The sequence below is a fragment of the Microbacterium sp. lyk4-40-TSB-66 genome (genome assembly GCF_030209475.1).
Classification (GTDB): domain Bacteria; phylum Actinomycetota; class Actinomycetes; order Actinomycetales; family Microbacteriaceae; genus Microbacterium.
Window position 1 is genome coordinate 1 of sequence record NZ_JARVRW010000010.1, and the last position, 21,204, is coordinate 21,204.

Below are 21,204 nucleotides of genomic sequence, written 5' to 3' on the forward strand. Positions count from 1 at the left end.
GACGCAGACGCCGCGACGCAGACGCCGCGACGCAGACGCCGCGACGCAGACGCCGCGACGCAGACGCCGAACACGAACGCCCCGCCGACCGAGGCGGCAGGGCGTCCGGGGCGGCGGGGCGCGCAGGCCCGGCAGCGCGCCGGCGGTCAGTCGGCCAGGCCCAGCACGTCGAGCAGCCAGGCGAGTTCGAACGCGCGCTCGCGCCAGGCGTTGTAACGGCCGCTGACGCCGCCGTGACCGGCGACCATCTCGCACTTCAGCAGCGCGTCGGCGCCGACCTCGCGGAGGCGCGCGACCCACTTCGCCGGCTCGACGTACAGCACGCGGGTGTCGTTGAGGGAGGTCACGGCCAGCATGCGCGGATACTCGACGCCCTCGCGCACATTCTCGTAGGGCGAGTACGACTTCATGTAGGCGTACACGTCGGCGTCGTGCAGCGGGTCGCCCCATTCGTCCCACTCGATCACGGTGAGGGGCAGGGAGGGGTCGAGGATCGTGGTCAGCGCGTCGACGAAGGGCACATCGGCGAGGACACCGGCGAAGAGCTCGGGGGCGAGGTTGGCGACGGCGCCCATCAGCAGCCCGCCGGCGCTACCGCCCTCGGCGACGATGCGGTCGGGGGTCGTGTAGCCCTCGGACACGAGGTGACGCGCCGCCGCGACGAAGTCGGTGAAGGTGTTGCGCTTGGCCAGGAGTTTTCCGTCTTCGTACCACTGTCGTCCCATCTCGCCGCCGCCGCGGACGTGCGCGACGGCGAAGACGACACCGCGGTCGAGCATCGACAGTCGGGCCACCGAGAAGCCGGGTTCGATGGAGTGCTCGTACGAGCCGTACCCGTAGAGGTGCACGGGCCGGGGGATCGCGCCGGGCTCGCCGAAGGAGCGCTTCCACACCAGCGACACCGGCACCCGGGTGCCGTCGTCGGCGGGCGCCCAGACGCGCGCCTGGCCGTAGTCGGCGGGATCGAAGCCGCCGAGCACGGGCTGGCGCTTTCGCAGCACCAATTCGCCGCCGTCGATGACGTAGTCGTAGACGGTGCCGGGCGTGACGAACGATCCGTAGCCCAGTCGCAGCACGGGGGGTGCCCACTCGGGGTTCCCGCCGGTGCCCACGCTGTAGAGCGGCTCGTCGAACGAGATCTCGTCGACCGTGCCGTCGGCGTACGACAGCATGCCCAGGCGGGCGAGGCCGTCGCGACGGTAGCCGACCACACCCCAGTCGCGGAACGTGTCGACGCCGAGCAGTCGGTGACCGGTCCGGTGGGGGATGACGGTCTGACGCTCACCCCGAGGATCGGATGCCGCGACGCGCACGAGCTCGAAGTCGAGCGCACCGTCGTTGTGCAGGATGTAGAGCACGTCCTCGCCGTCGACGACGGCGTGCGACGACGAGTACTCGACGCCCTCGCGTCGCGGCCACACCACGCGCGGCTCTGCGCGGAGGTCGTCGGCATCGAGGAGCCACTCCTCCGACGTGATCGAGGACCCCATCTCGATGACGAGGAAGCGGTCGCTGCGCGTGAAGTCGGCGCCCACCCAGTAGCGGTCGTCGCTCTCGTGGAACAGCTTCACATCGGCGTCGACGGGGGTGCCGATCTCGTGCAGCCAGACGGTGTCGGGGCGCCAGGCGTCGTCGACGGTGGTGTAGACGATGAAGCGGCCGTCGGGCGAGAAGGAGGCGCCCGAGAACGTGCCGGGGATCTCGTCGGCGAGCGTCTCGCCCGAGACGAGGTCGCGGACGCGGACGGTGTAGCGCTCGTCGCCGGCGGTGTCGATGCCGTACAGCATGCGGGTGCCGTCGTTCGAGATCTCGAAGCTGCCGAGGGAGAAGAACTCGTGGCCCTCGGCCTCGACGTTGCCGTCGAACAGCACCTGCTCACCGGGAACGGGCCGATCGGGTGACAGCGTGGGCGGGGTCCAGTCGTCGGGGGAGTCCAGCGGAGCGCGGCACTGGATGCCGTACTGCGCACCCGCCACCGTGCGGCCGTAGTACCACCAGTCGCCCCGGCGGGCGGGAACGGAGAGGTCGGTCTCGAGCGTGCGGCCCTTGATCTCGCCGAAGATGGTGTCGCGCAGCGGCGCGAGGTGGGCGGTGCGCGCCGTTGTGTAGGCGTTCTCGGCCTCCAGGTGGGCGACGACCTCGGCGTCGTCCTTCGCGCGGAGCCACTCGTACGGGTCGTCGAAGGTGTCGCCGTGGTGGGTGCGCGCCGCGGAGCGGCGTTCGGTGACGGGTGGGGTCGGCTGGTGCTGGAGGTCGGTCACCGTTCCACGCTACTGCGCCGTCCCGACATCGAGCCGGGCGGCGCACTCCGTGCGCGTTTGACCATCGCCCCCGCCGGTGAAAGGATGACGACGCGACCTCGGTGAACGAGTGTCGAACTCCAGGTGAACTCTTCGTTCGTCACGCCGATCCCGTCGGCATCCCTTCCTCCTTCTCACGGAAAGCGAACGGTGGAGAGCGCAGCCCTCATCATCGTGCTGGTCATCGCGCTGGCACTCTTCTTCGACTTCACCAACGGTTTCCACGACACCGCGAACGCGATGGCCACGCCCATCGCGACCGGCGCGTTGAAGCCGAAGGTGGCGGTCCTCCTCGCCGCGTGCCTCAACCTGGTCGGCGCCTTCCTGTCGACCGAGGTCGCCAAGACGATCTCGGGCGGCATGATCCGCGAAGACCAGCTGAGTCCCGACATCTTCCCGCCGATCATCTTCGCCGGCCTCATCGGCGCGATCACGTGGAACATGCTCACGTGGCTGCTCGGACTCCCGTCGAGTTCGTCGCACGCCCTGTTCGGCGGCCTGATCGGGGCGACGCTGGTGGGCGTCGGCGCGAGCGCAATCGACACGGGCGTCGTGCTGAGCAAGGTCATCCTGCCGGCGCTCATCGCCCCGCTGACGGCGGGCATCATCGCCTTCACCGTGACCAAGATCGCCTACGGCGTCACCCGTCGCTACGACGCGAAGGCCGACGGACGCGACGGCTTCCGCTGGGGGCAGATCTTCACCTCGTCGCTCGTGGCTCTGGCGCACGGGACCAACGACGCGCAGAAGACGATGGGCGTCATCACCCTCGCCCTCATCACCGTCGGATGGCAGTCCAGCGCGAACCCCGACCCGCAGCTCTGGGTCATCTTCGCGTGCGCCATCACCATCGCGCTCGGCACCTACATGGGCGGCTGGCGCATCATCCGCACCCTCGGCAAGGGACTGACCGACGTCAAGCCCGCACAGGGGTTCTCGGCCGAGACCTCGACGGCGGCGACGATCCTGGCATCCAGCGCCCTCGGTTTCGCCCTGTCGACGACGCAGGTGGCTTCGGGATCGGTCATCGGCTCGGGCCTGGGTCGACGCGGATCGACCGTGCGCTGGAACACCGTCGGACGCATCATGATCGGCTGGGTGCTGACGCTGCCCGCCGCGGGTGCGGTCGGTGCGGCGGCGGCCCTCATCGTGGTGTGGCTGGGCGGCTGGGGCGTCGCGGTCGACGCGGTGATCGCGGTCATCATCATCCTGGGACTGTTCCTGCGCTCGCGCCGCGACTCGGTCACCTCGGCCAACGCGATGAGCGAGGTCGCCGACTCGGGAGCCGCGGTGAAGGTGCCGCGCAAGCCCGGACCGACGCGCCACCAGCGTCGCCTCGACCGCGACAAGGCCGGAAAGGACGCCTGATGGTCATCGACTGGGGAGCGTTCCTGCAGGTCTTCGTCGCAGCGATCGTGGGTGCGTCGATCGTCGTCACCTCGTACGCGCTGGGACTGCGCCTGCTCGTGCGCGGGGGGCGCCCGCCGCTGGTCACCCCGGCGGAGTTCACGGATGCCATCACCGTGCTCACCGAGAAGCAGCGCCGCCGCGGCGAGAAGGCGGTGGCCAAGGCGGCCCGGAAGAATCCGCTGAGCGACGGACAGAAGCGCCTCTCGCTGCTCGGCGCCTACGCCTGTTTCGCGGTGTGCGCGTCGGCGGTGCTCGGCGCGCTGCTGCTGATCCTGTTCAATCACTGACCCGGACGGCATGTCGGAGCCCCCTCCTAGGCTGAGGACATGGCATCCGTGCACTTCGGTCAGCACGCGCCCGCTGCGCGCGTGATCCTCCACCTCAGCGACACCCACCTGCTGGGCGGTGATCGTCTGCTCGGGGAGCGCTACGACACCGCGCGGCACCTGCGGCGCACGCTCGCGGCCGCCGAGGCGACCGGTGTGCGTCCGGATGCCGTGGTGTTCACCGGCGACCTGACCGACCTGGGCGAGCCCGAGGCGTACCGCGCCCTCCGCGCCGAGGTCGAGCCGTGGGCGGCGCGCCTGGGGGCGCCCGTCATCTGGGTGGCCGGCAACCACGACGAACGGCCCGCCCTGCGCGCCGAACTCCTCGACGCGGAGGCGAGCGAGGAGCCCGTGACCGGGGTGTGGGACCTCGGTGGGTTGCGGGTCGTCGCCCTCGATTCGACGGTGCCGGGCTGGCACCACGGCGACCTCGACGCCGCACAGCTCGACTGGCTCCGCGGCGTGCTCGCCGAGCCGGCCCCGCTCGGCACGATCCTCGCGCTCCACCATCCGCCCCTGCCCACGCACATCCCGTTCTTCGACATCCTCGAGCTCCGCGACCAGCGCGGCCTCGCCGAGGTGGTCCGGGGAAGCGATGTGCGGGCCATCCTCGCCGGCCATCTGCACTACTCCACCTCGGGCACGTTCGCCGGGGTCCCCGTCAGCGTCGCCGCGGCCTCCTGCTACACGATGGATCTCGCGCGCCCCGCCGATGAGGTCAACGGCATGGATGCCGGGCGCTCGTTCCACCTCGTGCACGTCTGGGACGACACCGTCACGCACGCCGTCGTCCCCGTCGTCGACGAGGAGGCGGCCGGTTTCTTCACTTCCGAGTGGACGGCGCGCATGGCGTCGCTGAGCGCCGAGGAACGGCTCGAGGCGTTCTCGCGCAAGCGATGAGGAGCGACCACCGGCGACCTCGTGACGTTCCGCGACGGCACACGGCGCGTTCGCGCCGGACGGGCAATAGACGCGCCGGACGGTGTGGATACGGCGGCAGGCCGTTGCGTCCACCGACGCCGCCCGAGGTGGTCGTTAGGCTCGTGGCATCCCTGCTCGCCGTGACACCCACAAGGACGTACCCATGGCTTTGGACGCGATGACGCGCACCCGTACCGAGACCGACTCCCTGGGATCCCTCGAGATACCCGCCGACGCGTACTGGGGCATCCACACCGCCCGCGCGCTGGAGAACTTCCCGATCGCCAAGCGCCCCATCTCGGTGTACCCCGACCTCGTGCGCGGTCTCGCCATGGTCAAGCAGGCGTCGGCCCGGGCCAATCGCGAGATCGGCGTGCTCGACGAGGCGAAGGCCGACCTCATCGACCGCGCCGCCCAGCGCGTGATCGACGGGGAGTTCCACGACGAGTTCACCGTCGGCGTCATCCAGGGGGGTGCCGGCACCTCGACGAACATGAACGCCAACGAGGTCATCACCAACATCGCCCTCGAGATGGCGGGCCGGGAGAAGGGCGACTACGCCTTCCTCTCGCCGATCGACGACACCAACCGCAGCCAGTCGACGAACGACGTCTACCCGACGGCGATCAAGATCGGCCTCTCGCTGACGCTCCAGAGCCTGTTGGAGGAACTCGCGCTGCTGCGGAAATCGTTCCTGGCCAAGGCCGAGGAGTTCCACGACGTGCTCAAGGTCGGGCGCACCCAGCTCCAGGATGCCGTGCCGATGACGCTCGGGCAGGAGTTCCACGGGTTCGCCACGACCCTCGGCGAGGACTACAGCCGCCTCACCGAGAACGCCTACCTGATGTACGAGATCAACATGGGCGCCACGGCCATCGGCACGGGGATCACCGCCCACGCCGGGTACGGGGGAGCGGTGCTGCGGCACCTGCGGGCGATCACCGGCCTCGACCTCGAGACCGCGACCGACCTGGTGGAGTCGACCAGCGACACCGGCGCCTTCATGTCGTTCTCGTCGTCGCTGAAGCGCAACGCCGTGAAACTGTCCAAGATCTGCAACGACCTGCGGCTGCTGTCGTCCGGCCCGCAGGCGGGACTCGGTGAGATCAACCTGCCGCCGCGCCAGGCAGGTTCCAGCATCATGCCCGGCAAGGTGAACCCGGTGATCCCCGAGGTGGTGAACCAGGTGGCCTTCTCGGTCGTCGGGGCGGACATGACGGTGACCATGGCGGTCGAGGGCGGCCAGCTGCAGCTCAACGCCTTCGAGCCGGTGATCGCCCACTCGATCTACCAGTCGATCACGTGGATGCGGCAGGCGATGTGGACGCTGCGCGTGAACTGCGTCGACGGCATCACGGCTAACCGCGAGCGCCTGGGCGCGATGGTCGGCTCCTCGGTCGGCGTCGTGACCGCGCTCACGCCGTTCATCGGCTACGCCGCATCCGCCGCCCTCGCCAAGACCGCGCTGCTGACGCACCGCAACGTCGCCGACCTCGTCGTGGAGGCGGGATTGATGACCCGCGACGAGGTCACGAAGCAGCTGTCCCCGGCCCGTCTGTCGGGTCTGCAGGCGGTCACGGCGGCGATCCCCATCGTCCGCTCCGCCGACAGCGTCGTGGAGGAGTGACCCGCTGAACGACCGAGGGCCGGGACGACGTGTCCCGGCCCTTCGTCGTGAATGCGGGGTCTCGGGGCGGCGAGGCCGACTCCCGGGGCGTTCCTGTCCCTCGTCTCCCGCGGAACGCCGTCTCGCGGGAGCGGGGCCGTCTCAGTCGAGGATCCGGCAGTGAGTCGTCAGCTCGCCGATGCCGTCGATGCCGACAGTCACGGTCGAGCGGTCGCGGAGGAAGATCTGCGGGTCGCGCGAATATCCGGCCCCGCCGGGGCTGCCCGTGGAGATGAGGGTTCCCGGCAGGAGGGTCACGGACTCGGACAGCTTGTGGATGAGTGTCGCCACCGACCGCACCATCTGGCCGGTGCTGGCATCCTGCACGGTGTGTCCGTCGACGACGGTCCAGATGTGCAGGTCCTGCGGGTCGGGGATCTCGTCGGCCGTGACCACGAACGGACCCGTCGGGGTGAACCCGTCGAAGGACTTGCAGCGCGACCACTGCGCCTCGGAGAACTGGATGTTGCGGGCGGTGATGTCGTTGACCACCGTGTACCCCCACACGTGCTGCAGCGCGTCGGCCTCGGCGATGTCGCGCCCGGGCCGGCCGATGATCACGCCGAGCTCGGCCTCGTAGTCGACCGCCTCGCTGAGTGCGCGCGGCCACGATGTGGTCGCCTCGTGCGCGGTCAGCGAGTTGGGCCACAGCACGAACACCGTCGGACCCGCGTCGGTCTTGAGTCCGAGCTCGCCCGAGTGGGCCGCGTAGTTCAGCCCCACGGCGAGGATCGAGGGGGGAGCGAGGACGGCCGAGGCGAACCGGATGCCGGAGAGGGGATGCCGCGGTGCCGCGGCCGCGGCCTCGCGCACGCGGTCGAGAAGTGCATCACCGCCGGCGATCAGCTGCTCGAGCGTCGCGGGGGCCCCGGCGAAGAGCGCGTCGACGAAGACGATCTCCTCGTCGTGGACCGAGACGAGACGGGGGGCTTCGGCCCCTTCCTGGGACTGGGCGTGGGCGAAGCGCATGTGTCCACGCTACCCGGACGGGCGCGCGGCCGGGGAGCTCGCAAGCCCGGATGCCGTGTCGGTGCTCGCCCCTAGGCTGTGCGCATGAGCTCCCCCTCGCCGTTCTCCCGACCGGGATCGGGTGAACCCACCCGCATCCAGGCCGCGCCCCAGGCCCCCGCCTCCGCGGCGCCCCCGCGGTCACGTCGGGGCGGCGTGGCGCTGTGGGTGATCGCCGTGCTGCTCGTGCCCCTGCTGGCGCTGCTCGTGCGGTATTTCACGGGCTTCCTCGGCACCGCGGCGTCGTTCATCGGTCTGATCCTGGCGGCGATCCCCTTCGTCATCGTGTGGTTCGCGGTGCGCTACATCGACCGGTGGGAGCCCGAGCCGCGGCGGCTGCTCGTCTTCGCCGTCGCGTGGGGAGCGGTCGCATCGGTGGTGATCGCGCTGGGCGTCGACCTGCTGATCGGTTTCGTGACCGGGGGACTCCCGCCGGCGATCGGCGCTGTCGTACAGGCCCCCGTGGTCGAGGAGGTCGCGAAGGGGCTCGGCGTGCTGCTGATCTTCGCGTTCGCGCGTCGCGCGTTCGACGGGCCCGTCGACGGCATCGTCTACGGGGCGCTCATCGGGGCAGGGTTCGCCCTGACCGAGAACGTGCAGTACTTCGCCATCAGCTACCTCGAGGGCGGGCCCGGGCAGGTGGCGAGCACGTTCTTCCTCCGGGCGGTGCTCTCGCCCTTCGCGCACGTCATGTTCACCAGCCTCGCGGGCTTCGCCTTCGGCCTCGCCGCCCGCCGCGGCCTGAGTACGCGTGCGGCGCTGGGCTACGGCATCCCCGGAGTGCTCGGCGCGATCGTGCTGCACGCGCTGTGGAACGGCTCGGCCACGTTCTTCGACTTCTTCGAGCTCTACGCGGCTCTGCAGGTGCCGCTGTTCGTGCTGTTCATCCTCGGCATCCTGGCGCTGCGGCGCGAAGAGACCCGCCTGACCAGGGCCCGCCTCGGCGAGTATTCGGCGGCCGGGTGGTTCACCCCGCAAGAGGTCGAGATGCTCGCCACCGGTCCCGGGCGTCGGTCCGCGGTCGCGTGGGCGCGCACCCTCCCCGGTGACCGGTCGCCCGTGATGAAGGCGTTCATCCTCGACGCCACGGCACTCGCGGCTGCGCGACAACGATCGCTGTCGGGTCGTGACCCGCACGCCCCCGCGACCGAGCGCTACCTGCTCGAGCGCACGATGGCGGCCCGGACGACACTGCTGTCGTCGTGAGGTCGCGCGGGCGGTGACCCGACTCTGCGGTCGGCCGACGGTCGGTCGTGCCGTCGGGTCGAACGCTCGGGGTCTTGACAGTCGGCCGGAGCGGGCGCACCATCGGAGTAGGCCAACTCAGCGCCCGGTAGACACGCAGGCATCGCCGCGGCACCGGGCGCTGAGTCTTTCCCCCGCCGTGTCCAGGGGCTTCGCGGGCGGCCCGGGCGTGCTTGGATGGAGACATGACTGATCGCACCAAGCCGGAGTTCGACGCTCCCAGCGGCCCCGCCCCCTCCGACCTCGTCATCCGCGACATCATCGTCGGCGACGGCGACGAGGCGAAGCCCGGCGACACCGTCACCGTGCACTACGCCGGTGTCGAGTACGAGTCCGGCGAGGAGTTCGACTCGTCGTGGGGCCGAGGCGAGAGCATCCAGTTCCCCCTCCGCGGCCTGATCCAGGGATGGCAGGACGGCATCCCGGGTATGAAGGTCGGCGGACGCCGCGAGCTCGTCATCCCGCCGCACCTGGCCTATGGTCCCGCCGGTGGACACTTCCTCGGCGGCAAGACCCTCATCTTCATCATCGACCTGCTGAAGGTCGGCTGACCGGGAGTTCTTCACCCGACGTTCATGAACCCGAGGGGGCTCCGGCTCCCTCGGGTTCGTCGTTTTCCTCGATTGTGGAATACATTCGTGTGAATGGGAGTTGGCATCGTCAGGACGCCGACACGGCTCCCACAGACCTCAAGGAGTGACATGACCGACACCACTGCCCTCGACATCCCCGGCTACAAGACCGGCACCTGGGTCCTGGACCCCGCCCACAGCGAGGTCACCTTCTCGGTGCGTCACATGATGATCTCGAAGGTGCGCGGCACGTTCGGCGTCAAGAGCGCCACGATCGTCGCCCCCGAGAACCCCTACGACGCCACCGTCGAGGCCTCCGTCGACGTCACCTCGGTCGACACCAAGGACGAGGGCCGCGACCAGCACCTCCGCAGCGCCGAGTTCTTCGACGTCGAGACGTACCCGACCATGGACTTCCGCTCGACCGGTATCCGCCTCGAGGACGGCGACTTCCTCGTCGACGGCGACCTCACGATCCGCGGCATCACCAAGCCCGCGACCTTCTCGCTCGACTTCGGTGGTTTCGGCACCGACCCGTGGGGCAACTACAAGGCCGGCGCGACCGCCAAGACGGTCGTCAACCGCGAGGACTTCGGTCTCACCTGGAACGCCGCCCTCGAAACCGGTGGCGTGCTCGTCGGCAAGGACGTCACCATCGAGCTCGACCTGCAGCTCGCGCTCCAGGCGTGATCGTTCCGCAGCGGTCGCTGCGGGCGTGATCCTTCACGAGGGCCCCGGATGCCACGGCATCCGGGGCCCTCGTCGTGTCCGGGCGCGCGGGGACCGCGCGCTCGCGCCTCGGCACGGTGTCTGTCGTGAGGGCGGATCGCGGCGTTCGTGCGCGGCCTGTCACGAGATCGGCGACCGGCGGTGACCCGGGCGCGCCGCGCTCCGGGACTCCTTGATCACACGCTCGCGTGTCGGGGCATCCGCAGTCGTTGCTGCACCAGCAGGATGCCGACGAACACCACGGCGGCGCCGACCGGCTCGTTCCACGAGATGCGCTCGCCGAGGACGATGACGCCGAGGGCCACGCCGACCACCGGCGTGATGTAGGTGACGGTGGACGCCCGGGTAGGACCCCACGCGCGCAACACGTTCTGATTCCAGATGTAGGCCAGGCCCGTACCGAGCATGCCGAGCGTCACGATGCTGCCGACCACCGCGGGCGTGAGGTGCATCGGCTCCGCGAGGATCAGCGGCGACAACAGCACCATCAACGCCGCCGCGGGACCGATGTACCCGAAGGCCAGGGCGATCCCCGAAAGCCCCGTGTCGCTGAGGAACCTCCGCACGTACGCGAGGCTGAACCCGTAGCAGGCGGTGGCGCCGAGGAGCGCGAGCTGGGCCACGGTGCTGTCGCCGACGTCGGCCACGGCGCCGGGGGCGATGATCACGACGACGCCCACGATGCCGATGGCGATGCCGACCAGCTGGCCGGGCTTGAGGCTCTCGACGCGGAACGCCGCCCAGGCCATGATCGCCGTCATGATCGGGGTCGTCGCATTGAAGATGCTTGCCAAACCCGACGACACGTGCTGCTCCGCCCAAGCGAACAGCAGGAACGGTACTGCGCAGAATGTCACCGCCAGCACGCACAAGTGTCCCCAGATGCGCCGGTCGCGAGGAAGACGCTCGCGACGGATGGCCACGATCGCGCCGAGGGCCAGGGCCCCGAAGAGCAGGCGACCGCCGGCGACCTGCGCCGGCGTCATGCCGGTGAGCGCGACCGCGATGAAGAGGAAACTCGAGCCCCAGACGACGCCGGCGAGGACGAACTGGACGGCGATCGAGACGGGGGAGGGAGAGGGACCGGATGCCACGTTTCCGACCCTAGGCCCGACGCCCGACATCGTTACGGCCGGGGCGATGCGACGTCCGGAATCCGCCGAGGGTCGGCAGTCGCACCCGGTCGAGACCGCGGTGGACGCCGGGCGCAGTTTCCCGGCGGGGTGCGGAGGCGGGTCGCGGTGCGGCTCGCGCGTGCGACGGCAGGAGGCGCGGTGGCGTGCGCGGAGCGGGCGGAGCCGGCCGATGCGGCGGGAGGACGAGCGAGGGCGGGGTGCGCCGGTCAGGGCTCGGGGTTCAGCGCGTCGTACTGGCGGAAGCGGGGCGAGAAGCGCACGAGGGTGCCCACCAGCGCGAGGATCAGGATGCCGCCGAACAGGGGCGGCACCCACAGGGCCGCGACGGTGGCAAGGGTCCCCGCGTAGAGGGCGCCGACGCGCGGCCCTCCGGCCACCACGACGATGAAGATGCCCTGGAGGCGTCCGCGCATGGCATCCGGAACCGCCGCCTGCATCATCGTCGAACGATAGATGGCGCTGACGTTGTCGGCGGCGCCGGAGACGGCCAGAACGATCGCGGCCAGGACGATGAGCCCGACGGCGGCGTGCGACTCGTCGACGAGGTCGGGGCGCATCCAGCCCAGCGAGGCCGCGAGCAGCACGCACCCGAACGCGCCGATCGACAGGCCGTAGACCTGAATGGCCCGTTCGATGCCGAGACCCTGGCGGCGGACGCGCCCGACGGGGCCGGAGAACAGGCTGGACAGGAAGGCTCCCGCCGCCACGGCCGCGGTGAGCACGCCGGTCGTGATCGCCCCGCCGCCGAGCAGCACGGCGCCGATGGCGGGGAAGAGGGCGATGGGCTGGCCGAACGTCATCGCGATGATGTCGAGCAGGTACTGCAGGCGGATGTTGGGAGCGCGGCGCAGGAAACGCACGCCGTCGCGCAAGGACTCCAGACCGGGGCGCACCACCTCGCCCTCGGGTCGCAGTTTCGGCAGCGACCAGAGTCCCAGGAACAGCGAGGTCATGAGCAGGACGTCGAGGGAGTAGGTCCACGCATACCCGGCGAAGGCCACGAGGACGCCGGCGAGGGCGGGCCCTGCCATCACCATGATGCCGACCGTGACGCCCTGCAGGGCCGCGGCGGCCGGCAGCAGATCGCGCGGGATCAGGCGCGGAGTGATCGCCGACTTCGTGGCCATGACGATCGAGTTCGCCGCGGAGTTGACGACGCTGAGGACGAAGAGCCACCCCACCGTCTCGAGGCCCGTCCACGCCAGGACGGCCAGGAGCGCGGTCGACGCGAACGTCACGACGGCTGCCAGCAGTGCCACGGTGCGACGGTCGAACGCGTCGGCCAGCATGCCGCCGTACAGTCCGGCCGCGATCATGGGCAGCAGCCCCGCCACCGCGATCATCGACACCGCGAGGGTGCTCTGGGTCAGCTCGAACACGTGCAGCATGACCGCGACCACGGTGAGCTGACCGCCGAGTCCCGCCAACGTCGAGCCCACCCACAGGCGCGCGAACGCGGGGGAGGTGGTCAGGGGGCGCAGGTCGATGAACGCGCTCTGCCGCACGCTCATGCGTCGACGTCCACGCGTTTCACGCGGGTGGCGTGCCCGCGCACGATCTCGACGTCGCGCGGCGGGACACCGAAGTGCCCGGCGAGAGCCTCGACGACTCCGACGTTCGCCGCACCGTCGACGGCGCGCTCGCGCACGTGCACGACGAGGCCGTCGGCGGTGTCTTCGACGAGGGGACCGCGCCGACTGCCGGGCCTGACGCGGACGGTGAGCTGCACGGGTCGAGGCTACGCCAGCCCTCCGACACCGGGTGCTGCGCGGCGGCATCCTGTGCACGCGTGGCGGGCACGTGGCTCGTCGCGGGCGCGGGGGAGTGCGCAGCGGTTCGGTGGTCGTGACCGGATGGGGTAGACTCATGCGGTTGCCGTTTGATCGGCCGCGGATAAAGAGAGCCCACGCATCAGGCGTCGGGCGCCGCGCAATGAGAGAAAGGGGATCCCATCTATGCCGCTCGAGTCTGACGCCAAGAAGGCGATCATCGAAGAGTACGCGACGCACCCCGGTGACACCGGATCCCCCGAGGTGCAGGTCGCGATGCTGACGCAGCGCATCAAGGACCTCACCGAGCACCTCAAGGAGCACAAGCACGACCACCACTCGCGTCGTGGTCTGTTCTTGATGGTGGGTCAGCGCCGCCGTCTGCTCGGCTACCTCCAGGACATCGACATCGCGCGTTACCGCTCGCTGATCGAGCGCCTGGGTCTCCGTCGCTAAGCGCGACCCCGCGTATATCGCTTTCTCGAAGGCCGTCCCACGGTGTGGGGCGGCCTTCGTCGTTCCCGGATGCCGTGGCGGAGCCCGTTCGCGAGCTATCGGTGCGCGTTCGCCGCGCCGCTCGCCCATATGGGGTGTGCTCGCCCCTCGGCGCGCCCGCGCGTCTTCGCGCTGCCGCCTCGGGGTGTCCACGCATAAACACGATCCGTGCGCAGAAACACGCTGACGAGGTGTTTATGCGCACGAAAGGCGTTTATGGCCGCGGGGAGCGCGTGTGAGGGGGCGAACCGCCGACAGCCGTGCCCGTTGCCCAGCCGCCCCGCCGCCCCGCCGCCCCGCCGAACGGCAGACCTGGCAGACGCGGCGGACCTGGCAGACGCGGCGGACCTGGTGGACGCGGCGGACGCGGCGGACGCGGACGTCAGGATGCCGAACGGGCGGCCAGCAGATCGGGATGCCAGCGCTCGGCGACGTCGGGATGGGCGCGCAGGCGCGACTTCAGCGCGTTCTCGCCGTAGGTCGCGTGGATCGGATTGGTCGGGTCGTCCTCGACGCCGCGGGCTGCGGCGGCCAACTCCGCGGGGAGCTCGATGATGGGCAGCCGCGCGTCGAGGGCGGGGTTGAAGAAGAACGGCACCGAGATGCGCTCGTCAGGGAAGCGCGGCGAGATCACGCGGTGGTTCGTGGCCCGGAGGTATCCCTGGGTGGCGTATTCGAGCAACTCGCCGATGTTGACCACGAAGGCCCCGGGCACCGGGGGAGCGTCGACCCACTCGCCGTCGCGCTCCACCTGCAGGCCGCCCTTGCCCGGCTCGACCCAGAGCAGCGTGAGGACACCGGAGTCCTTGTGCGCGCCGACTCCTTGCTGGGGGCTCGGGTCGTCCTTGCCGGGGTAGCGGACGATCTTGATCAGTGTCTGCGGGTCGCCGAAGTGGCGGTCGAAGTACTGCTCCTCCGCTCCGAGCGCGAGCGCCCAGGCGCGCAGCAGTTTGCGCGCGACACCGGTGAGGTGATCGTGCCACTCGGCCACGATGTCCTTCAGCTCGGGCTGGGCGGCCGGCCACAGGTTGGGTCCGATCAGGCGGGTGTATCCGGGTGAGTCGGGGGCGTCCGAACCCCCACCCGTCTCGTCGCCCACGTGCCGCGGGGAGCCCCCGGTCGTCGGGGCCCACACGGCCTCGCGCTCGGGACCGATGTCGATCTGCTCGCGCCAGTCGACGCGCCCCTGCGTGCGCTCGCCGCCGACGCGGGTGTATCCGCGGAAGTGCGGGCTCGTCAGGTTCTCGATCGAGAGCTTGTCGGCGTCGGGGAGGGCGAAGAAGTCCTTGGCCGCGCGCAGCAGGCTCGCCTCGAGCGCGGGGCTGACGCCCGTGCCGGTCAGGTAGAAGAACCCGACGTCGTGGGTCGCGGCGCGCAGCTCGTCGCGGAAGCGGGCGGCGGCATCCGGCCCCTGATCGAGGAGCGAGAGGTCGAGCACGGGGAGATTGAGGTCGGACATGCGACGAGGCTAGGTCGGTCTCCCGTCGGGTGGGGCGAATATTGCCGACGATTACCACGCGACGCGCCGCCACGGGAGGGTGGAGATGCGCGCAACGGTGAATATGCGTAATCTGTCATGATCAGGTGAGGCTGTCCTTACCTGATCCGCAGCGCCGCGGCTCCTCTGAACCCGAAAGTCGGACCACCGCCCGTGCTCGCAAGCTTCTTCGCCACCTTCCTGATCGGCCTCCGCGAAGGCCTCGAGGCCGCGCTCGTGGTCGGCATCCTCGTCGCCTACCTGACCCGCGTCGGACGCCGCGACGCGCTGCCCAAACTGTGGATCGGTGTCGGCCTCGCGGTCGCCCTCGCCCTCGGCGTCGGTGCGATCTTCACCTTCGGGGCGTACATGCTCACCTTCGAGGCGCAGGAACTGCTCGGTGGCGGCCTCTCGCTGCTGGCCGTGGCGATGGTGACCTGGATGATCTTCTGGATGCAGAAGGCCGGCCGCTCGCTGAAGGCGGGGCTCGAGGGCGGTGTCGACAGGGCGCTGCGCGGCGGTGTGTGGGCTCTCGTCGCCATCGGCTTCGTCTCGGTTGCGCGGGAGGGCGTCGAGACGACGCTCCTGCTGTGGTCGATGGTGCAGTCGTTCGGCGACTCTCCGAGTGCACTGCTGGGCGCGCTGGTGGGCTTGATCACCGCGGTCGTGCTCGGCTGGTTCATCGCGCGCGGCATGCTGCGCCTCAACCTCGGCCGCTTCTTCACCTGGACCGGGGGCTTCCTCGTCATCGTCGCAGCGGGGGTGCTCGCGTACGCCCTGCACGACCTCCAGGAAGCCGGTGCCCTTCCCGGACCGTTCGGCGCCGGAGCGCCCATCGATCCGACCACGGGTTCGGTCGCGATCGGGTGGGCGGGTTTCCCGTTCGGCTGGGCCTTCGACGTCTCGTCGGCGATCGCCCCCGACAGCGCGCTCGCCGTGCTGCTGCAGGCCACCATCGGGTTCATGCCCGCCATGACGTGGCTGCAGGTCATCGCATGGGTCGTCTACATCGGCGTCGTGGTGCCGCTGTTCATCCGCGGGGTGCGCTCGAATCGCCGACCGCGCGCGGCATCGACGGTGGATGCCACGGCATCCGGGTCCGACGTGTCGACGCCCACGGTCGCCACGTCCGGCGCATCGTCGCCCACAGCCGGCGCGTCGCCGCTCGGGGCCGCCCCGTCGCCGCCCACCGCGGCCGCGGCGACCCCTCACCCCTCCGGCGCGCCCGCCGCCTCCTAGACCCCCGGCTCCCGCGCGCCCGACGCCGCGGCATCCGCCCTCCATCCGAACGGAGCATCATGACCCCGACCCGCCTCCTCGCGGCCACCATCATGGCCGGCGTCGCCGCCCTCGTCTTCTCGGGCTGCGTCGCGAAGACCGACGCTGCAGCCTCGGGAGCCCTCTCCGTGACCTCGACCGCCGACGGATGCGCCGTCTCGGCGGCGTCGGCGCCGAGCGGCACGCTCGCCTTCGACGTGATCAACAAGAGCGCGCAGACGACGGAGTTCTACCTCCTGGCATCCGACGGTCTGCGCATCGTCGGCGAGGTCGAGAACATCGCCCCCGGCGCGTCGCGCAGCCTCACCGTGGTCGCACAGCCGGGGGAGTACTACACGCTCTGCAAGCCCGGCATGGTGGGCGACGGTGTGGGCCGGGCGAGCTTCTCGGTCACGGGCGAGGCGGTCGCGGTCGAGGGTCCGGATGCCGAGCAGAAGCAGCAGGCCGTCGACCTCTACGCGGCCTTCGTGAAAGACCAGGTCGGCCAGCTCATCCCCGCGGTGCAGACCTTCGCCGACGCCTACGAGGGCGGGGACGATGCGGCCGCGCGCGAGCAGTTCCCGCGCGTGCGCGCCTACTACGAGCGCATCGAGCCGATCGCCGAGGCTCTGGGCGACCTCGATCCCCGCATCGACTACCGCGAAGTCGACGCCGTCGCCGAGCAGCTGGACTGGACCGGGTTCCACCGCATCGAGAAAGACCTGTGGGTCCCCGCGCAGGACGCCCTGAACGCCGACGGTGAAACACCGGCGTGGACCGACTGGGCACCCTCGACCCCCGCCGAGCGGGCGACCTACGGCGACAAGCTCATCGCCGACACGCAGGAGCTGTACGAGTACGTGCACTCCGATGCCTTCACCCAGGCGCTCGACGCACAGGGGGTCGCGGGCATCTCGAACGGGGCGATCGCGCTCCTCGACGAGGTGGCCACCGGCAAGATCAGCGGCGAGGAGGACTGGTGGTCGGGCACCGACCTCTACGACTTCGCCGCCAACGTCGAGGGATCCAAGATGGCCTTCTCTCTCGTGCGCGACTTCGCCGAGTCGAAGGGCGACAAGGGCGCCGAGCTCGTCTCCCGCATCGACGCCGGGTACGCCGATCTCGAGGCGAGTCTCGCCGCGCACGGCTCGGCCGAGGCCGGGTTCGTGCCGTACGCCCAGCTCACCGAGGCCGACAAGCGTCAGTTCACCGACCTCATCAACGCCCTCGCCGAGCCGCTGTCGCAGCTGACGGTCACGATCCTGGAGTGAGCGTGGAAGAGCAGCAGAACCCGGATGCCACGGGCCCCGCGGCTCCCGATCCGGCGCCCGAGCGCGGGCTCTCGCGCCGGGGCCTCATGGGCCTGGCGCTCGGCGCGGGAGCGGCCGGCGCCGTAATCGGCGCCGGCGGGGGCGTCGTCGGCGGCATGGCGCTCGGCCGTGATCAGGCGCACGCGGCGACGGACGCCGTGGCTCCCGCCAGTGGCATCCATCAACCGGGGATCACCACCCCGGTGCAGGACCACCTGCACTTCGCCGCGTACGACATGATGGCGCGGACCACGCGCGACGACCTCGCCGAGCTGCTGGCGGACTGGACGTACGCCGCCACGCGGATGATGCAGGGTCTCGACGTCAGTGCGACCGGCGCGGTGGGCGGCTCGCCCGAGGCGCCGCCCGACGACACCGGCGAAGCGCTGGGTCTGCCCGCCAGCAACCTCACCATCACGTTCGGGTTCGGTCCGTCGCTGTTCGACGCTCGTTTCGGGCTCGAGGGGCAGCGCCCGGAGGGGCTCGAGCGTCTGCCGGCGTTCCTCGGCGACGACCTCGATCCGTCACGGTCCGACGGAGACCTGTGCATCCAGGCGTGCGCCGACGACCCGCAGGTGGCGGTGCACGCGATCCGAAACCTCAGTCGCATCGCGTTCGGGCGGGCGACGATCCGCTGGTCGCAGCTCGGTTTCGGCCGCACGTCGAAGACCACGGCCGCTCAGGCGACGCCGCGGAACCTCTTCGGATTCAAAGACGGAACGGCCAACATCCTCGCCGACGACACGGCGGCGCTCGATGTGAACGTCTGGGTCTCGGCATCCGAGGGTCCGGCGTGGCTGGCGGGCGGGTCGTATCTCGTCGCGCGGCGCATCGCGATGCTCATCGAGACGTGGGACCGCACGCGCCTGGCCGAGCAGGACCGGGTGGTCGGACGCGACAAGGCGAACGGGGCCCCGCTGTCGGGTGGTGACGAGTTCACGGCGCCGGACTTCTCGGCGTCCGGTGCCGCCGGAACCCCGGCGATCGACGCGCGCAGTCACGTGCGCCTCGCGCACCCCGACAGCAACGGCGGGGTGCGTCTGCTGAGACGCGGGTACAACTTCGTCGACGGCACGACCGACCTCGGACGGCTGAACGCGGGGCTGTTCTTCCTGTCGTTCCAGAGGAGTCCCGACCGCTTCATCACGGTGCAGCGATCGCTGTCGACGGATGCCATGGGCGAGTACCTCCGCCACGTGGGATCGGGGCTGTGGGCCGTGCCACCCGCGCCCGCGGCGGGCGCGTCGGTGGGCGCGGGGCTGCTCGGCGCGTAGCGCAGCCCGGCCGGCGGCCCGCGACCGGGCGGCGGGGCGCGAGATCACACGGTCGGTCCGAGCCCACCCGATCCGTCGACCGCGGAAGGTGCGATCTCGGACGGATCGTGTGGTCTGGAGAGCGTGGTCGCGGATGCCGCGCGGCGCGCGCGGAATAAACCTCGGCGTGGGGCGTTCCACCATGTATATTCAGATGCATACAAAACGGAGGCGCATCACGATGAGCGAGACGAACAACTGGCCGGGCATGCAGTTCGGTGTCATGACGGTGAGCGACATCACCCAGGACCCCACTACGGGCAAGACGCCGAGCGAAGCCCAGCGCATCAAGGACACGCTCACGATCGCCAAGCACACCGAAGAGGTGGGACTCGACGTCTTCGCCCTCGGCGAGCACCACAACCCGCCCTTCTGGTCGTCGTCGCCCACCACGACGCTGGCGTACATCGCCGCCCAGACCGAGCGCCTCATCCTCACGACCTCGACGACCCTCATCACCACGAACGACCCGGTGAAGATCGCCGAAGACTTCGCGATGCTGCAGCACGTGTCGAACGGGCGCGCCGACCTCATGCTCGGCCGCGGCAACACCGGTCCCGTCTACCCCTGGTTCGGCAAGGACATCCGCCAGGGGCTGCCCTTGACCATCGAGAACTACGACCTGCTGCACAAGCTGTGGCGTGAAGACGTCGTCGACTGGGAGGGGAAGTTCCGCACCCCGCTGCAGGGATTCACCTCGACCCCGCGCCCGCTCGACGGCGTTCCCCCGTTCGTCTGGCACGGCTCGATCCGCACCCCCGAGATCGCCGAGCAGGCCGCGTACTACGGCAACGGCTTCTTCGCGAACAACATCTTCTGGCCGAAGGAGCACTACCAGCGCCTGATCACGCTGTACCGCGAGCGTTTCGCGCACTACGGTCACGGCACACCGCAGCAGGCGATCGTCGGCCTCGGCGGCCAGGTGTTCATGCGCGCCAACTCGCAGGACGCCGTGCGCGAGTTCCGCCCCTACTTCGACAACGCCCCGGTCTACGGCCACGGCCCGAGCCTCGAGGACTTCAGCGAGATGACCCCGCTGACCGTCGGATCGCCGCAGCAGGTCATCGACCGCTACGCCGCGATGCGCGAGACCTTCGGCGACTACCAGCGTCAGCTCTTCCTCATCGACCACGCCGGCCTTCCCACCAAGACGGTGCTCGAGCAGCTCGACATCCTGGGCTCCGAGGTCGTGCCGGTGCTGCGCAAGGAGCTGCAGAAGAACCGCCCGGCCGAGGTGCCCGACGCGCCCACGCACGCCAACCAGATCGAGAAGATCTACGCCGGAGCCGCTCCCCGTCAGGCCGTCCCCGGCGCCAACCGCGGCGACAACCTCACCGCGGGCAGCCCGTACCAGGACGCCGCGCGCGCGGGCAGCGCCTTCGGCTCGGCCGCGACCAAGGTGGGTGCCTGACATGGCCGCCCGCCGCATCGCGGTCATCACCGCGGGGCTGTCGACCCCGTCGTCGACACGCATGCTCGGCGACCGTCTCGCGCACGCCGCCCTCGCCGAGCTGCACGCACGCGGGATCGACGCGACCAGTGACGTGTTCGAGCTGCGCGACTACGCGCACGAACTGACCGACAACCTGCTCACCGGCTTCGCGCCGCCCGCCCTCGAGCAGATGATCAACACGGTCGTCTCGGCCGACGGCATCATCGCGGTCACGCCGATCTTCTCCACGAGCTACTCGGGCCTGTTCAAGTCGTTCATCGACGTGCTCGACCCTCAGGCGCTGACGGGAACGCCCGTGCTGATCGGTGCGAACGCCGGCACCGCGCGGCACTCGCTCGCGATCGACTACGCCATCCGGCCGCTGTTCACCTACCTGCACGCCAATCCCGTGCCGACCGGTGTGTTCGCGGCATCCAGCGACTGGGGATCCAACGCCGACGAGGTCGCCCCGCTCGGCTCGCGCGTCGACCGTGGCGCCCGCGAGCTGGCCGACGCCATCGCCGCGCGTGAGCCCGTGCGCGACGCCGACCCGTTCGACCCGTCGTCGTACCTCGGCGAGGGACGCTCGTTCGGCCACCTGCTGGGCGGTCTGTCGGGGGAGTGATCCCGCCTCGGAGCCCCGCTGCCCTCGCCGGGTGGCGGGGCTTCGTCGTGCCGGCGAGGTGCTCGGGACGCGGCGCGCCGCGGAATCGGAGCGCCGCACCAGAATCGGGGCCGCACGGCCGTGGCATCCGATTCCGTCGCCTCGACCCGATCCTGTTGCGGTGCCGGTCGGTCGGCGCCTCGAGCGTCGGTGCGACGCGACGGCCCTAGGGTG

The 21,204-nt window shown here is 70.4% G+C and carries 19 protein-coding genes; 13 read left to right on the forward strand and 6 right to left on the reverse strand.

All coding sequences use genetic code 11. From position 1 onward, the window contains the following. Positions 1-146: 146 nt before the first annotated feature. The gene (locus tag QRO03_RS12385) at positions 147-2,261 is read right to left on the reverse strand and encodes a S9 family peptidase (RefSeq protein WP_285137803.1); all 2,115 of its coding nucleotides are present in this window, start codon (positions 2,259-2,261) and stop codon (positions 147-149) included. 189 nt (positions 2,262-2,450) lie between these two features. On the opposite strand from QRO03_RS12385, the gene QRO03_RS12390 reads away from it, so the two are divergent. The 4 genes from QRO03_RS12390 to QRO03_RS12405 all read left to right on the forward strand — a co-directional run bounded on the left by QRO03_RS12390 (position 2,451) and on the right by QRO03_RS12405 (position 6,584). Further along, positions 2,451-3,668: an inorganic phosphate transporter gene (locus tag QRO03_RS12390; protein ID WP_285137804.1), complete on the forward strand. Its 1,218-nt coding sequence runs from the start codon at positions 2,451-2,453 to the stop codon at positions 3,666-3,668. Further along, positions 3,668-3,997, forward strand: a complete 330-nt coding sequence (locus tag QRO03_RS12395) for a peptidase (RefSeq protein WP_285137805.1) — start codon at positions 3,668-3,670, stop codon at positions 3,995-3,997. The genes QRO03_RS12390 and QRO03_RS12395 overlap by 1 nt, the downstream gene beginning before the upstream one ends. Positions 3,998-4,036: 39 nt before the next feature. Further along, positions 4,037-4,936, forward strand: a complete 900-nt coding sequence (locus tag QRO03_RS12400) for a phosphodiesterase (RefSeq protein WP_285137806.1) — start codon at positions 4,037-4,039, stop codon at positions 4,934-4,936. 184 nt (positions 4,937-5,120) lie between these two features. Beyond that, a complete protein-coding gene (locus QRO03_RS12405) occupies positions 5,121-6,584 on the forward strand; it encodes an aspartate ammonia-lyase (RefSeq protein WP_285137807.1) in 1,464 nt (487 codons plus the stop codon). Between the two features lie 141 nt (positions 6,585-6,725). Here QRO03_RS12405 and QRO03_RS12410 read toward each other — a convergent pair whose 3' ends face one another. Continuing rightward, entirely contained in the window at positions 6,726-7,592 is an 867-nt protein-coding gene (locus QRO03_RS12410; RefSeq protein WP_285137808.1) for a fumarylacetoacetate hydrolase family protein, read from the reverse strand. An 84-nt stretch (positions 7,593-7,676) separates the two neighbouring features. Between QRO03_RS12410 and QRO03_RS12415 the strand changes: the two genes are divergently transcribed. From QRO03_RS12415 to QRO03_RS12425, 3 genes are all read left to right on the forward strand, one after another. Further along, on the forward strand, positions 7,677-8,837 hold the full coding sequence (locus QRO03_RS12415; protein ID WP_285137809.1) for a PrsW family intramembrane metalloprotease: 1,161 nt from the start codon (positions 7,677-7,679) through the stop codon (positions 8,835-8,837). A gap of 224 nt (positions 8,838-9,061) precedes the next feature. Then, a complete protein-coding gene (locus tag QRO03_RS12420) occupies positions 9,062-9,427 on the forward strand; it encodes an FKBP-type peptidyl-prolyl cis-trans isomerase (RefSeq protein ID WP_013583439.1) in 366 nt (121 codons plus the stop codon). Positions 9,428-9,577: 150 nt separating this feature from the next. Beyond that, the gene (locus QRO03_RS12425; protein WP_285137810.1) at positions 9,578-10,138 is read left to right on the forward strand and encodes a YceI family protein; all 561 of its coding nucleotides are present in this window, start codon (positions 9,578-9,580) and stop codon (positions 10,136-10,138) included. Between the two features lie 215 nt (positions 10,139-10,353). Here the strand turns inward: QRO03_RS12425 and QRO03_RS12430 are convergent, their stop codons facing one another. The 3 genes from QRO03_RS12430 to QRO03_RS12440 all read right to left on the reverse strand — a co-directional run bounded on the left by QRO03_RS12430 (position 10,354) and on the right by QRO03_RS12440 (position 13,042). Further along, entirely contained in the window at positions 10,354-11,271 is a 918-nt protein-coding gene (locus QRO03_RS12430; RefSeq protein WP_285137811.1) for a DMT family transporter, read from the reverse strand. A 248-nt stretch (positions 11,272-11,519) separates the two neighbouring features. Then, complete coding sequence (locus tag QRO03_RS12435) at positions 11,520-12,824, reverse strand: MFS transporter (RefSeq protein ID WP_285137812.1); 1,305 nt, start codon at positions 12,822-12,824, stop codon at positions 11,520-11,522. After that, positions 12,821-13,042 carry a DUF167 domain-containing protein gene (locus QRO03_RS12440; protein ID WP_285137813.1) on the reverse strand — a complete coding sequence of 74 codons (222 nt, stop codon included), beginning with the start codon at positions 13,040-13,042 and terminating at the stop codon, positions 12,821-12,823. Before QRO03_RS12440 ends, QRO03_RS12435 begins: the two co-directional genes overlap by 4 nt. A 226-nt stretch (positions 13,043-13,268) precedes the next feature. Here QRO03_RS12440 and rpsO point away from each other — a divergent pair, with 226 nt between their 5' ends. Beyond that, positions 13,269-13,538, forward strand: coding sequence for a 30S ribosomal protein S15 (rpsO, locus tag QRO03_RS12445; protein ID WP_019180606.1), 270 nt, complete (start codon positions 13,269-13,271; stop codon positions 13,536-13,538). A gap of 421 nt (positions 13,539-13,959) precedes the next feature. On the opposite strand, the gene QRO03_RS12450 is transcribed toward rpsO, so the two are convergent. Continuing rightward, the gene (locus QRO03_RS12450; protein ID WP_285137814.1) at positions 13,960-15,036 is read right to left on the reverse strand and encodes an isopenicillin N synthase family dioxygenase; all 1,077 of its coding nucleotides are present in this window, start codon (positions 15,034-15,036) and stop codon (positions 13,960-13,962) included. Between the two features lie 192 nt (positions 15,037-15,228). On the opposite strand from QRO03_RS12450, the gene efeU reads away from it, so the two are divergent. The 5 genes from efeU (at position 15,229) to QRO03_RS12475 (ending at position 20,991) form a co-directional block, all read left to right on the forward strand. Then, the gene (efeU, locus tag QRO03_RS12455) at positions 15,229-16,293 is read left to right on the forward strand and encodes an iron uptake transporter permease EfeU (protein WP_285137815.1); all 1,065 of its coding nucleotides are present in this window, start codon (positions 15,229-15,231) and stop codon (positions 16,291-16,293) included. A gap of 59 nt (positions 16,294-16,352) precedes the next feature. Beyond that, positions 16,353-17,582: an iron uptake system protein EfeO gene (gene efeO / locus QRO03_RS12460; RefSeq protein WP_285137816.1), complete on the forward strand. Its 1,230-nt coding sequence runs from the start codon at positions 16,353-16,355 to the stop codon at positions 17,580-17,582. Beyond that, positions 17,579-18,895 carry an iron uptake transporter deferrochelatase/peroxidase subunit gene (gene efeB / locus QRO03_RS12465; RefSeq protein ID WP_285137817.1) on the forward strand — a complete coding sequence of 439 codons (1,317 nt, stop codon included), beginning with the start codon at positions 17,579-17,581 and terminating at the stop codon, positions 18,893-18,895. The genes efeO and efeB overlap by 4 nt, the downstream gene beginning before the upstream one ends. Positions 18,896-19,115: 220 nt before the next feature. Continuing rightward, complete coding sequence (locus QRO03_RS12470) at positions 19,116-20,345, forward strand: LLM class flavin-dependent oxidoreductase (protein ID WP_285137818.1); 1,230 nt, start codon at positions 19,116-19,118, stop codon at positions 20,343-20,345. A 1-nt stretch (position 20,346) separates the two neighbouring features. Beyond that, a complete protein-coding gene (locus tag QRO03_RS12475; RefSeq protein ID WP_285137819.1) occupies positions 20,347-20,991 on the forward strand; it encodes a CE1759 family FMN reductase in 645 nt (214 codons plus the stop codon). Positions 20,992-21,204 lie beyond the last annotated feature (213 nt).